The sequence below is a fragment of the Amycolatopsis sp. NPDC043889 genome, assembly GCF_056435645.1.
Genome location: NZ_JBWKEC010000005.1, coordinates 271,456 through 284,589, shown reverse-complemented (window position 1 = coordinate 284,589; position 13,134 = coordinate 271,456). Strand labels below are relative to the sequence as shown.

Annotated in this window: 12 protein-coding genes; 7 read left to right on the top strand and 5 right to left on the bottom strand. The window is 69.3% G+C overall.

Going from position 1 to position 13,134, the window contains the following annotated elements; genetic code table 11:
* Window positions 1-4: 4 nt before the first annotated feature.
* Window positions 5-1,258: a sensor histidine kinase gene (locus AC0685_RS13560; RefSeq protein WP_478225778.1), complete on the bottom strand. Its 1,254-nt coding sequence runs from the start codon at window positions 1,256-1,258 to the stop codon at window positions 5-7.
* On the bottom strand, window positions 1,255-1,920 hold the full coding sequence (locus AC0685_RS13555; protein WP_478225777.1) for a response regulator transcription factor: 666 nt from the start codon (window positions 1,918-1,920) through the stop codon (window positions 1,255-1,257). The genes AC0685_RS13560 and AC0685_RS13555 overlap by 4 nt, the downstream gene beginning before the upstream one ends.
* Window positions 1,921-2,080: 160 nt before the next feature.
* Between AC0685_RS13555 and AC0685_RS13550 the strand changes: the two genes are divergently transcribed.
* The 4 genes from AC0685_RS13550 (at window position 2,081) to AC0685_RS13535 (ending at window position 5,556) form a co-directional block, all read left to right on the top strand.
* Window positions 2,081-2,734 carry a helix-turn-helix transcriptional regulator gene (locus tag AC0685_RS13550; RefSeq protein ID WP_478225776.1) on the top strand — a complete coding sequence of 218 codons (654 nt, stop codon included), beginning with the start codon at window positions 2,081-2,083 and terminating at the stop codon, window positions 2,732-2,734.
* A complete protein-coding gene (locus AC0685_RS13545; RefSeq protein WP_478225775.1) occupies window positions 2,734-4,383 on the top strand; it encodes a right-handed parallel beta-helix repeat-containing protein in 1,650 nt (549 codons plus the stop codon). The genes AC0685_RS13550 and AC0685_RS13545 overlap by 1 nt, the downstream gene beginning before the upstream one ends.
* A gap of 9 nt (window positions 4,384-4,392) precedes the next feature.
* Complete coding sequence (locus AC0685_RS13540) at window positions 4,393-5,055, top strand: winged helix-turn-helix domain-containing protein (protein WP_478225774.1); 663 nt, start codon at window positions 4,393-4,395, stop codon at window positions 5,053-5,055.
* Between the two features lie 108 nt (window positions 5,056-5,163).
* Window positions 5,164-5,556, top strand: a complete 393-nt coding sequence (locus tag AC0685_RS13535; protein ID WP_478225773.1) for a hypothetical protein — start codon at window positions 5,164-5,166, stop codon at window positions 5,554-5,556.
* Window positions 5,557-5,628: 72 nt separating this feature from the next.
* On the opposite strand, the gene AC0685_RS13530 is transcribed toward AC0685_RS13535, so the two are convergent.
* Window positions 5,629-6,330, bottom strand: coding sequence for an IclR family transcriptional regulator (locus AC0685_RS13530; RefSeq protein WP_007031477.1), 702 nt, complete (start codon window positions 6,328-6,330; stop codon window positions 5,629-5,631).
* A 79-nt stretch (window positions 6,331-6,409) separates the two neighbouring features.
* Here AC0685_RS13530 and leuC point away from each other — a divergent pair, with 79 nt between their 5' ends.
* From leuC to AC0685_RS13515, 3 genes are all read left to right on the top strand, one after another.
* Window positions 6,410-7,828, top strand: a complete 1,419-nt coding sequence (gene leuC, locus AC0685_RS13525; RefSeq protein WP_478225772.1) for a 3-isopropylmalate dehydratase large subunit — start codon at window positions 6,410-6,412, stop codon at window positions 7,826-7,828.
* A 49-nt stretch (window positions 7,829-7,877) separates the two neighbouring features.
* The gene (gene leuD / locus AC0685_RS13520; protein ID WP_125673388.1) at window positions 7,878-8,480 is read left to right on the top strand and encodes a 3-isopropylmalate dehydratase small subunit; all 603 of its coding nucleotides are present in this window, start codon (window positions 7,878-7,880) and stop codon (window positions 8,478-8,480) included.
* Between the two features lie 253 nt (window positions 8,481-8,733).
* Window positions 8,734-9,399 carry an HU family DNA-binding protein gene (locus tag AC0685_RS13515; RefSeq protein WP_478225771.1) on the top strand — a complete coding sequence of 222 codons (666 nt, stop codon included), beginning with the start codon at window positions 8,734-8,736 and terminating at the stop codon, window positions 9,397-9,399.
* 492 nt (window positions 9,400-9,891) lie between these two features.
* On the opposite strand, the gene AC0685_RS13510 is transcribed toward AC0685_RS13515, so the two are convergent.
* Complete coding sequence (locus AC0685_RS13510) at window positions 9,892-10,827, bottom strand: NUDIX hydrolase (RefSeq protein WP_478225770.1); 936 nt, start codon at window positions 10,825-10,827, stop codon at window positions 9,892-9,894.
* On the bottom strand, window positions 10,824-13,124 hold the full coding sequence (locus AC0685_RS13505; protein ID WP_478225769.1) for an RNA degradosome polyphosphate kinase: 2,301 nt from the start codon (window positions 13,122-13,124) through the stop codon (window positions 10,824-10,826). The genes AC0685_RS13510 and AC0685_RS13505 overlap by 4 nt, the downstream gene beginning before the upstream one ends.
* Window positions 13,125-13,134: the final 10 nt, after the last annotated feature.

Below are 13,134 nucleotides of genomic sequence, written 5' to 3'. Positions count from 1 at the left end.
CTCCTCAGTTCTGGCTGACCGGGAACCGCAGTTCGAAGATCGCGCCGCCCTCGTCGGCGTTGTACACCGCGAGGGTGCCGCCGTGCGCCTGCGCGACCCACCGCACGATCGACAGCCCGAGCCCGGAAGATCCGCCGGTGCTGGCGAACCGGTCGAAGGCGTCGCCCGCCATCGTCGTGTCGATACCCGGGCCGTGGTCCGCGACGGTCACGGTGCCGCCGGCGACGGTCAGGTGCACGAACGCCTTCGAGCCCGGGTGGCGGCCGTAGCGCATGGCGTTGTCGAGAAGGTTGCCGATCGCCCGTTGCAGCAGCGCGGGATCGGCGTTGACCTTGGTGGGCGCGGCGGTGACGGTGACTTCGGCGCCGTCGGTCGCGGTGTCCTCGACGATGCCCACCACCAGCTGATCGAGCCAGATCGGCTGGATGCTCAGCTGTTCCACGCCGGCGGCGAGCCGGGCGCGGACGAGGAGGTCGTCGATGATCCCGCCCATTCTCGCGGCGAGCCGGACGGTGCGCGGCAGGAGTTCCGCCGACTGCGCGGGGTTGGCCATCGCGGTTTCGGCGAGCGCGCGCAGGGCGGCGACCGGGGTGCGGAGATCGTGCGCGGTTTCGGCCAGCAGGACCTCCTGCTGCTGCAAGGCCGCGGCCGCGGGACGGATCGAGCGGCCGGACAGCAGGTGGCCCGCGAAGCCCAGTATCGCGACCAGCAGCACGGTGCCGCCGATCACCAGCAGCGTGAACCGCGTATGCGCGGCGTCTTCGACCTCGGTGGACTGCACCGCGACGACGGCCGCGAACGTCTTGCCGTCGCCGTCGCGCAGCGGTTCGGCGCGGACCTTGACCATGTCGCCGTCGGTGGCCTTTTGATGCCCTTGTATCAGCCTGCCGGTTTTCACCGCCTCGGTGGCGAGGCCGTTCAACAGTTGCATGCTCATCGGGACGCAGTTCGCCCGCGAAAAGTGCGGCTGGAACGCGGGCGCCCCGCCGGGCAGGATCGCGAACTGGGGGCAGCGGTCGTTCAGCACGTCGGTGTTGACCAGCCCGAAGCCGACGGTGCCGTCGTAGGCGACCAGCCTGCTGACCGACGACGTGACCTGGGTCAGCGCGGCGTCGATCCGTTCCTCGCCCTGATCACCGTCTTCGGTGATGAGCAGCCACGCGAAGACGACCAGCCCGAGGGTGTTCATCACGGTGAACAACGCGGTCAGCGTCCAGCGCAGCTTGCGCAGCCGATCGGCCGAGGAGTGGGTGTTCACCGCGAGCCCAGCCGGTAGCCGAGGCCTCGGACGGCGTGGATCAGTTCGGGTTCCTTCAGCTTGCGGCGCAACCGCTTCACCACCACATCGACCACATTGGACATCGGATCGGCCTGCGCGTCCCAGCAGTGCTCGATCAGGTCGGCCCGCTGCACCGGCAGGCCCGCCCTGGTCAGCAGGTATTCGAGCACGGCGTACTCCTTGTTGGTCAAGGTGAGCAGCACACCCGCCCGGCGCACCTCGCGCCGCGCGCAGTCCATCACCAGGTCTTCGTGATGCAGCACAGAGGGCCGGTCGAAGGCCGACCGGTGACACAGGTTGGCCACCCGCTCGGTCAGCTCGGCCATCACGAACGGCTTCACGAGGTAGTCGTCGCCGCCGTGCTCGAATCCGGCCACGCGGTCGGCGAGCGCGTCGCGGGCGGTGAGGAACAGCACCGGCGCCCGCCAGCCCAGCTGCCGTCGCATGTGGACGTACTCGATGGCGTCGCCGTCCGGCAGCATCCGGTCCAGCACCACGCAGTCGTGGTGCGTTCCGCGCAGCAGCCGGTCCGCGGTCGCGATGTCGCCCGCCTCGTCGACGACGAAGCCGGCCGCGCGGAGCTGCGTGACCAGCGCGAGCCGCAGATTCTCGTCGTCTTCGACGACCATCACCCGTGTCATCAAAACCTCATGTTCGGACAGCGAAAGTAGACGCATGCAGTTCCCGGAGCCCCTGAACGCTAACGCGTCGGGTGCCCGCGGCCGCCCGGACGGCGGGGAACTGGCATGAACAGGACGTCGTCGGCGGCACCGCGCCGGGGGAAGTAGGGAGGAACCTGCGATGACCGTGCAGACCGGCCAGCTCAGTCTGGTCACGGGAACGGGCCAGGGCGGCGACCGGGCGGGACTCGGCGAGCTGCTCGCGGAAGCGACCGGCGAGGTGCTGGTCATGAGCACGGGAACGGACACCGCGTTCCAGCGGATCGCGCTCGGAGGCGTGCGGCCCGGCGTGCGGCACAAGGTGCTCTTCCCCGACTCCGCGCGGATGTCCGGTGCGCTCAACCGCCTGTCGCGGGCGGGCGGCGAGGTGCGGACGGACGCCGAGGTGCCGATGGACGCGCTGGTGATCGACCGGACCTCGGTCATCCTCCCGGCGGAAGGCAGGCAGGCCGGTTCCGCCGTGTTCCGGCTGCCCGGCGTGGTCACCGCGACGGTCGGGCTGTTCGAGCGGATCTGGCAGGCCGCCGCCCCGCTCGTCCCGCTGGATCTCCCGGACACCGGGAACGCCTCGATCCTGACCTGCCGCGAGCAGGAGCTGCTGACGCTGCTCTTCTCCGGCACCACCGACGAATCCGCCGCCGCGCGCCTCGGTGTCTCGGTGCGCACGGTGCGCCGGATGGTCGCCGACATCATGAACCGGCTCGGCGCGCGCAGCCGGTTCCAGGCGGGCGCCAAGGCCGTCGACCGCGGCTGGCTGATGGCGAAGGCGGGCTGATGACGACCTCGACTCCCGGCCGTGTCCTTCTGGTGGCCCAGCGGCCAGGCGCGTATCCGAGCATCGGCGACGCTTTGACGGAGGCGTCCGACGGCGCGGTCATCACCATCGCGGGCGGTGAATACGCGGAGACCGTCGAACTGACCGGCCTTCGGGTGACGTTGGCCGCGGCGGACGGCGCCACCGTCGTCGTCGACGGCCGCGGAGCGGACCGGCCCGTTTTCCGCGGCACCGGCGGGGTGCTTGTCCTCGAAGGGATCGAAGTCCTGGCGGGCGGCGCGTCCGCGATCCAGGCCGACGACGTGGAACTGGCGGTCCGGAACTGCACCGTCTCCGGCGGGCGCGGCCCGGCGATCGCGATCCGCGGCACGACGGCGTTCACCGTGAGCGGTTGCGTGATCTCGGGGGCGGAACAGGGGATCGTCGTCGACGGCTCGCCAGGGCGGATCGAGGACACCACCGTCGAAGACGTGACGGGCGACGGCATCACCCTCGGGCAGGGCGCGGATCCGGTCGTGCTCCGCTGCACGGTCACCGGCTGCGGGCTGAGGGGAATCTACGTCTACCAGTACGCCCGGCCGGTCGTCGAAGGCTGCACCGTCTCGCACACCGGTCACGAAGGCATCGCCGTCGCGCACCACGGGGTGCCGGTCCTCAGGCGGTGCACGGTCACCGACACCCGGGGCCCGGGGATCTCGTTCGCTTCCGGTTGCGGTGGCGAGATCTCCGGATGCCGCGTATCGAACACCGCGGAACCGGGGATCGCGATCGCCGAAGGGGCGACGCCGGCGATCGGTGAGGCCGCGGACCCCGGCACCGTGGGGGACAACGCGTTGGACGAGATGCTCGCCGAACTCGACGCGATGATCGGCCTTCCCGGGGTCAAGGAAGAGGTCCGCTCGCTGGTCGACGAGTTGCAGGTCAACGAATGGCGCCGCCGGGCCGGGCTGCCCGTCGGCGCGGCCGGGCACCATCTGATCTTCGCGGGCGCGCCCGGCACCGGGAAGACGACGGTCGCGCGGATCTACGGCAAACTCTTGAAGGCGCTGGGAGTCCTGCCGGTCGGCCAGTTCCGGGAGGTGTCCCGCCGGGATCTCGTCGGGCAGTACATCGGGCACACCGCGGAGAAGACCGCGACGGTGTTCGAGGAGGCCAAGGGCGGCGTCCTGTTCATCGACGAGGCGTACACGCTGACGCGGCTCGCCGGCTCCGGCGGCGATTTCGGCCAGGAGGCGATCGACACCCTGGTCCCGTTGATGGAGGAACATCGCGACGAAGTGGCCGTGATCGTGGCCGGATACACCGGCGAGATGGTCGACTTCCTCGCCGCCAACCCCGGTCTCGCGTCCCGTTTCGGCAAGACGATCGAGTTCGAGAACTACAGTCCCGACGAACTGCTCGCCATCTTCGGGCGGATGGCGTCCGCCGGCGACTACGAAGTCGATCCCGCCGCCGGCCCGGTGCTCACCGGCCACTTCCGCCGCGTCTCCGGCGACGTCAACTTCGGCAACGCCCGGGACGCACGCCTGCTGTTCGAGAAGGCGCGTACGGCTCAGTCACAACGGTTGCGGCTGCTGGGCCGGATGCCCGCGATCGAAGAACTGCGCGGGTTGCACGTGGCCGACGTGGAGGCCGCGATCACGCGATAACGTTCTCGTGTGCGGGTGCTGGTGACCGAGGACGACGAGAACTTGCGGGTGGCGCTGGAATTCGCGCTGCGCGGGGACGGGTTCGCGGTGGACACCGCCGCCGACCTGCCCGGCGCGGACGAGGCGCTGATGGTGAACGCCTACGACTGCGCGGTGTTCGACCGGATGCTGCCTTCGGGCGACGCGCTGGCCTATGTGCGCAACCGGCGCGGCGCCGGATGGCCGATGCCCGTGCTGTTCCTGACCGCGCGCGACAGCGTCGCCGACCGGATCGACGGGTTGCGCGTCGGCGGCGGTGACTACCTGGTCAAACCCTTCGCGATGCCGGAACTGATCGCGCGGGTGCGCAGCCTGTGCCGCCGCGACATGGCCGGGCAGGCGGTGGTCCTGCGGTGCGCCGACGTCGAACTCGACACCGGCAGGCATCAGATCTCCCGTGCGGGCGTGCTGCTCACCGTGACGCGCAAGGAGTATCTCGTCATGGAGCGGCTGATGGCCGCGACCGGGCGGCCGGTCTCGCGGCGGGAACTGATCCGGTACGCGTGGGACGAGATGGCGGATCCGGCGTCCAACGTGCTGGACGTCGTGATCGCGCGGCTGCGGCGGAAGCTCAAGGACCCGCCGCTGATCCACACCGTGCGGGGGTCTGGTTACCGGATGGCGCCGCTTTAGCCCCTCTCGGGGATGAACCGCCCCAGAACGAGACCATCGACACTCCGTCCGTCCCGGATGTGCCATGCTCGACAGCGCACGAGGCGGCGAAACCGAGAGGTGACGAGGGTGTCCATCTGGGCAGGCGTGATCAATTTCGTCCGGGCGCGGTACGAGGTGCTCGAAGAGCGGGACGACTGGCTCCGGTTCCGGGTCGACATCGGCGACGGCCGCGGCCAGCAGGTGTCCTTGCACCACTTGCCCGACCACGACGGCGCGGAGTGGGTGGAGATCTCGTCTCCGGTCGGCTGGGCCGACAAGATCGATCTGCGGCGCCTGCTCGAACTGGCAGGCGGGGATTCGGTCGGCGGCGCGGCGGTGGTGGACGGTGTCGCGCTGCTCAAGCACACGATCCCGCTGGTCGACCTGAACCTGGTCAACGAGTTCGAACACCCGCTGAAGGCTCTCGTCACGCGTGCCGACACCTTCGAACACGAGCTCACCAAGGCCGACGAGTTCTGATCCGGCCCTTCCTTTCGGGACGGGAACAGTGAAGGCCCCCTGCGCCGCAGGGGGCCTTCACTCGTCTTGAGCTCAGAGACGCTCCTGCAGCGCGTCCGCGGCGGCGAGGAGGTCCGCGGCCCAGCGCGCCCCCGGTTTACGCCCTATACGTTCGATGGGCCCGGAAACCGACACCGCGGCGACGACGGTGCCCGTCGAATCCCGTACGGGCGCCGAGACGCTCGCCACACCGGGTTCCCGTTCCGCCACGCTCTGGGCCCAGCCGCGGCGGCGGACTTCGAGCAGGGTGCGCTCGCCGTACACCGCCTCGGTGAGGATCGTGCGCTGTGTGTGCGGATCCGACCACGCGGCGAGCACCTTCGCGCCGGAGCCCGCGGTCATCGGCAGCCGTGAACCGATCGGCACCGTGTCACGGAGTCCGCTCGGCGGTTCCGCGGTCGAGACGCAGACGCGCTGGACGCCGTCGCGGCGGTACAGCTGAACGCTTTCGCCGGTGATGTCGCGCAATTTCGGCAGCACCGAACTCGCCGCGTCGAGCAGCGGGTCGGTCGAACCGCCCGCCAGTTCCGCGAGCGCGGTACCCGGACGCCAGCGCCCGTCGGGGCCGCGGCGCAACAGGCGATGCACTTCGAGGCCGACCGCGAGCCGATGCGCCGTCGCGCGCGGCAAACCGGTCCGCGTGCACAGTTCCGCCAGGCCACAAGGATCTTCGGCCACGGCCTGAAGCACGGCCACGGCCTTGTCGAGTACTCCGATACCGCTATGCTGTCCCACAAGCCGATACTATCTTCCCGAAGTTTGAGATGTCCAGATGGTGGGAAGTACCGATTTCACCGCATGTGAGGAGCCGGAAATGCCCCGGACACTGGCCGAGAAAGTGTGGGAGTCGCACCTGGTGCGGCGAGGCGAGGGGGCCGAGCCCGACCTGCTCTACATCGATCTCCACCTGCTGCACGAGGTCACCAGCCCGCAGGCGTTCGACGGACTCCGTCTGGCGGGCCGGAAACTGCGCCGCCCCGACCTCACCATCGCGACCGAGGACCACAACGTCCCGACGATCGACATCGAGCTGCCGATCGCGGATCCCGTGTCCCGCACCCAGGTCGACACCCTTCGTGCCAACTGCAAGGAGTTCGGCGTCCGGCTGCACCCGATGGGCGACGCCGAGCAGGGCATCGTGCACGTCATCGGCCCGCAGCTGGGCCTGACGCAGCCCGGGATGACCGTGGTGTGCGGCGACAGTCACACCTCGACGCACGGTGCCTTCGGCGCCATGGCGTTCGGCATCGGCACCTCCGAGGTCGAACACGTGATGGCGACCCAGACCCTGCCGCTCCGTCCATTCAAGACGATGGCGATCACGGTCGACGGGGCCCTGCGCCCCGGTGTCACGGCGAAGGACATCATCCTCGCGGTGATCGCGAAGATCGGCACCGGCGGCGGGCAGGGCTACGTCCTCGAGTACCGCGGCGAGGCCATCGAAAAGCTGTCGATGGAAGCCCGGATGACGGTGTGCAACATGTCCATCGAAGCGGGCGCGCGCGCCGGGCTCATCGCGCCGGACGAGACGACGTTCGCGTATCTGAAGGGCCGTCCGCACGCGCCGCGGGGCGCCGATTGGGACGCCGCCGTCGAAAACTGGCGCGAACTGCGCACGGACGAGGACGCCGTCTTCGACGCCGAGGTGCGCCTGAACGCCGACGAGCTCACGCCTTTCGTGACCTGGGGCACGAACCCTGGCCAGGGGCTCCCGCTGGGCGCCGAGGTGCCCGACCCGGAGCGGATCGGCGACGAGAACGAGCGCATCGCCGCTGAAAAGGCCCTGTCCTATATGGACCTGAAGCCGGGCACGCCGCTGCGCGAGATCGCGGTGGACACCGTCTTCCTCGGCTCGTGCACGAACGGCCGGATCGAGGATCTGAGGGCCGCCGCGGACGTCCTGCGCGGGCACAAGGTCGCCGATTCGGTCCGGATGCTCGTCGTCCCCGGCTCGATGCGCGTCCGCCAGGCGGCGGAAGCCGAAGGGCTGGACCGGGTCTTCACCGAAGCGGGCGCGGAATGGCGGCAGGCCGGCTGCTCGATGTGCCTCGGCATGAACCCGGATCAGCTCAAGCCGGGCGAGCGGAGCGCGTCGACCTCGAACCGCAACTTCGAAGGCAGGCAGGGCAAGGGCGGCCGGACGCACCTGGTCTCGCCGCTCGTGGCGGCCGCCACGGCCGTGCGGGGCACGCTGTCCAGCCCCGAAGACCTGCAGCCCGCCGCCGCCCGCTGACGGCGCTGACGGCACTGACATCGCTGACATCCGCGAAGGAGTTCCCAACATGGACGCGTTCACCCACCACACCGGCGTCGGGGTCCCGCTGCGCAGGTCCAACGTGGACACTGACCAGATCATCCCGGCGGTCTACCTCAAGCGCGTGAGCCGCACCGGCTTCGAGGACGGGCTCTTCGCCGCCTGGCGTTCCGACGAGTCGTTCATCCTCAACCAAGAGCCCTTCAAGAACGGGTCGGTCCTGGTCGCGGGCCCGGACTTCGGCACCGGTTCCTCCCGCGAGCACGCGGTGTGGGCCTTGATGGACTACGGATTCCGGGTCGTGATCTCCTCCCGGTTCGCGGACATCTTCCGCGGCAACTCGGGCAAGCAGGGCCTTGTCGCCGCTCAGGTCGAGCAGGCGGACGTCGAACTGCTGTGGAAGCTGCTCGAAAACGAGCCCGGGACGGAGGTCACGGTGGACCTCGAGTCGAAGACGGTACGAGCCAAGGACTTCACCGCGCCCTTCCAGATCGACGACTACACCCGCTGGCGGCTCCTCGAAGGGCTCGACGACATCGCCCTGACACTCCGCCACGCGGAGGAGATCGACACTTTCGAGACCCGGCGCCCCTCCTGGAAGCCGGTGACCCTCCCGGCGGCCTCCTCCTAAGGCGGTCCGAAGGGGGCGGATTCCCTTGCTGAGCAGGGAATCCGCACCCCGGCCGGGGTCCTCCACGTCAGCCCCGAAACCACACCGAACGGCACCTCGAGAGGCCCTGAAGGGGTCCCTCGGGAGGCGGAACAGCCCCCGAGACAAGGGAAATTTCCGCGCGTCGTTTGGAATTTGTGCTGCATTGGTAATACCGTGTGCGCTAAGTCGGCCGACGGGGCCGTGTACAAGTAGTTCTTCTTGGAGGACTGGAATGGCCAACAAGGCCCAGCTGATCGAGGCGCTGTCGGAGCGCCTGGGCGACAAGAAGGTCGCGTCGGAGGCCGTCGATGGCCTTGTCGACATCATCATCCGGACGGTCAACAAGGGCGAGAAGGTGAACATCACCGGCTTCGGTGTGTTCGAGAAGCGCGCCCGCGCCGCCCGCACCGCGCGGAACCCGCGCACCGGTGAGACCGTTCGCGTCAAGAAGACCAACGTGCCCGCGTTCCGCGCCGGCACGACCTTCAAGGACGTCATCAGTGGTTCGAAGAAGCTGCCGAAGGCCACCGCTGTGAAGCGCGCGACCGCCGGCACCTCCACTCGCGCCACCGCCACCCGCGCGACGACGACCCGGACGGCCGCCAGCCGCCCGGCCGCGACGCGTTCCACGACCACGCGGACCCGCGCCGCCGCCACGACGACGCGTGCCGCCGCGAAGCCGGCCGCCAAGGCGACCGCGACCAAGGCGGCGGCCAAGACGACCGCCACCAAGGCCGCGCCGAAGACCGCCGCCAAGGCCACGACTCGCGCCACCACGGCCAAGAAGGCGACCGCCACCAAGGCCGCCGCGAAGCCGGCCGCCAAGGCGACCGCCGCCAAGGCTCCCGCGAAGAAGGCTCCGGCCAAGCGGACTTCGGCTGCCGCGAAGAAGAAGTAAGCTCTCTCCTCACGAGTGAGCCAACGGCAGGGCCCCGCGCACGGCGCGGGGCCCTGCCGCATTTCCGGCCGGTATGCCGTGCGACCGCCTGGTTTCCCCCGACGCGCTCGCGCAGGACGTCTTGGGGAATCATGTCCCGGAACGGATCCGCGGTGGCCCAGCGGCGGATGTGACGCGATTCTCGTGCCGTGGGCGAGTCGCGGAAAAGAATCCGCTTCGCCCGGTCACTCCGATGGACGCATCACCGCGGTTTCCCGGCGCCGCCCTCCACAGTGGAGCGACGATCGACATCGCGCGAGACACAGCCGGAGTAGGGCACGTCACCCACGTGGGGGAGCGTGCGCAAAGACGAAACTCGCGTGATCAGGGACGTAACTCGCGTGATCGGAAGCCGAACTCGCGAGTTACGGCTCCAGACACGCGAGTTACGGCTCCAGACACGCGAGTTACGGCTCCAAACACGCGAGTTCGGCGATAAGCGCTGGCGAAACGTCAGGGATGTGCGGGAGCGGGCGTGGGCAAAGGCGACGCGAAGTAGTCCGCCGCCACCAGCATCGGTCCGTCCTGTTCGGTCGGGGGCCGGAACGACAGCACCCAGAACGAACCCTTCTTCGACGGGACCACACCGCCACGAGCGGCGGTCAGGTCGACGCCGTCGCGGTCGGCCAGCGCGCTGACGACGTCCGGGATCACCCCGCCCTGACTGGAGATCACCGGCGTCCCGCCGTCACCGGCGATGGCCAGCAGCCGCGCGACACCGAGCACCGGGTCCGGCCAGTAGCCCTCTTCCGACAGCAGCGGCTCGTGCCGGATCTCGACTCCGAGGTCTTCGGCGAGCCCGTTCACCGTCTGGACACAGCGAAGCCGCGGCGCCGAGAGCACTCTGCCGGGCGCGTAGAGCCGCAGCAGCGACCGCAGCGCTTCGGCCTGGCGCTGGCCCGCGTCCGACAGCGGCCGCAGGTCGTCGTCGCCGTTCCACTCGTCGCGTTTACCCGCTTTGGCGTGCCGCACCAGGATCACCGTGGTGAGTTCGGGCGGCAGCGCGGAGAACTCGCGCAGCACCCTGACGTCCTCGTGCCGCGTCAGCAGTTTCTCCGCCGCCTCCGCGTCGAGCCAGCGCAGCTCGTCGACTTCCTCGTTCGGCGCGAAAGCGCCGGAAACGGCGTGCGCGGAGAAGTAGTCGACCGTTTTCGGCACTCCCGCGACGGTGTATTCGGTCCGGACCAGATAGCGGCCGAGGACCGCCTCGAATCCGGTCTCCTCTTCGATCTCCCGGACCGCCGCGCCCGCGATGGTCTCGCCCGGATCCAGCTTTCCCTTCGGCAGCGACCAATCGTCGTAGCGCGGCCGGTGGACCAGCGCGACCTCGATCCGGTCCCCGTCACGCCGCCAGAGAACGGCTCCTGCCGCTCGGATGACCCCGCTCATCCCGCCGCCCCGTGTCGCTTCGCCAGCTCGACCTGGTGGTCGCGGACGTCGTCACCGGAGGCGGGGAACGGGCTCCACTCGCCGGTCGAGTTCAGCACCCAGCACCGGGTCGAGGGATGCAACGCGGATTCGAAGATGTAGTCCAGTTGCGCCGTCAGCTTCGGATCCTTGACCCGCACCAGCGCCTCGATCCGGCGGTCCAGGTTGCGGTGCATCATGTCCGCGCTGCCGATCCACCGCGTGCCGCCCGCGAGGAAGGTGAAGACGCGCGAGTGTTCCAGGAAGCGGCCGAGGATGGACCGCACGTGGATGTTCTCGCTCAGTCCCTCCACACCCGGTTTCAGCGAGCAGATCCCGCGCACCACGATGTCGACCGGCACCCCGGCCTGTGAGGCGTGGTACAGCGCGTCGATCACCTGCTCGTCGACGAGCGAGTTGCACTTGATCCGGATCCCGGCGGTCTGGCCGGCGCGGGCGAGTTCGATCTCCTCGCCGATCGCGCGCACGATGCCGCGGCGGATCCCGTGCGGCGACGTGAGGATGTTGCGGTAGGTGTCCTGGCGGGAGTACCCGGTCAGCACGTTGAACAGATCCGTCAGATCCGCGCCGATCGTCGGGTCGGCGGTCAGGATGCCGAGGTCCTCGTACAGGCGCGCGGTCTTCGGGTTGTAGTTACCGGTGCCGATATGGCAGTAGCGGCGGATGGTCGAACCCTCCTGGCGCACCACCATCGACACCTTGCAGTGCGTCTTCAGCCCGACGAGCCCGTAGACCACGTGCACGCCCGCGCGTTCCAGTGTGCGGGCCCAGGTGATGTTGGCCTGTTCGTCGAACCGTGCCTTGATCTCGACCAGCGCGACGACCTGTTTGCCGGCCTCGGCGGCGTCGATCAGCGCGTCGACGATCGGGGAGTCGCCGGAGGTTCGGTACAGCGTCTGCTTGATCGCCAGCACCTTGTCGTCCGCGGCGGCCTGTTCGATGAACCGCTGGACGCTGGTGGAGAACGAGTCGTACGGGTGGTGCACTAGGACGTCGCCCTCGCGCAACGTCGCGAACACCGACTTCGGCGTCTCGCGCTCACCGAACGCCGGATGCGTGGCGGGAACGAAAGGGCGGTCCTTGAGTTCCTTCCGGTCGACACCGGACAACTGGTGCAGACAGGTGAGATCCAGCAGACCGGGGACCTCGACGACGTCGCGCGGGTCGACCTCCAGTTCGCGCAGCAGCAGTTCGAGCATGTGCTCGCTCATGTCCTGCGCCACTTCGAGCCGCACCGGCGGGCCGAACCGGCGCTGGGCCAGTTCGCGTTCCAGCGCCTGGAGAAGATCCTCGTCCCGGTCCTCTTCGACCTCGAAGTCCGCGTTGCGGGTGACCCGGAACGCGTGGTGCTCGGTGACCTCCATCCCGGTGAACAGCTCGCCGAGATGGGCGGCGATCAGTTCCTCCAGCGGAAGGAACGTCGCGGTGCGGCTCTCCCGCGGCTGCTGCTCGATCCGCATGAGGCGCGGCACGTTGCTCGGCACCTTGACCCGCGCGAACCGCTCCGTGCCGGCTTCGGGGTCCCGGACGGTGATGGCCAGGTTGAGCGAAAGGCCGGAGATGTAGGGGAACGGGTGCGCGGGATCCACGGCCAGCGGTGTGAGCACCGGGAAGATCTGCTCGCTGAAGTAGTTGGACAGCCGGAGCTGATCGGCGCCGGCCAGGTCGTTCCAGCCGACGATGCGGATGTCTTCGGCCGCCAGTTGCGGCCGCAGATGCAGTTCGAAGGCGTTCGTGTGCCGCTCGACCAGGTCCTGGTTGCGTTTGGCGATGTAGGCCAGCTGCTCGCGCGGGGTGAGCCCGTCCGCGCTGCGGACCGGCAGCCCGGTCTCGTCGCGGCGCTTCAGCCCGGCGACCCGCACCATGTAGAACTCGTCCAAATTGGACGCGAAGATCGCCAGGAACTTGGCGCGTTCGAGCAGCGGCTGCGACTCGTCCTCGGCCAGCGCGAGCACGCGCGCGTTGAAGTCCTGCCATGACAGCTCACGGTTGAAGTACCGGTCGTCGGGCAGGGTTTCGACCGCGGTGGGCGCCGACGTCACCGCGGGAGGCGCGGCGGGCAGCGCGCGGAACTCCTGGGCGGGACGGCTCGCCGAACCACCACGCGTCGCGCGCGGGGAGGTCTTCGCGGCGGGAGAGGCCTTCCTCGCCCTGGCGGGTTTCGCCGTGCCGTTGTCCGGTTCCGGTTTCGCGGCGGAGGTCTTCCGCTTCCTTGCCGAGTTCGGGGTGCCGCCGTCATTTGTGCTCACGGGCTTCATTGTTCACCAC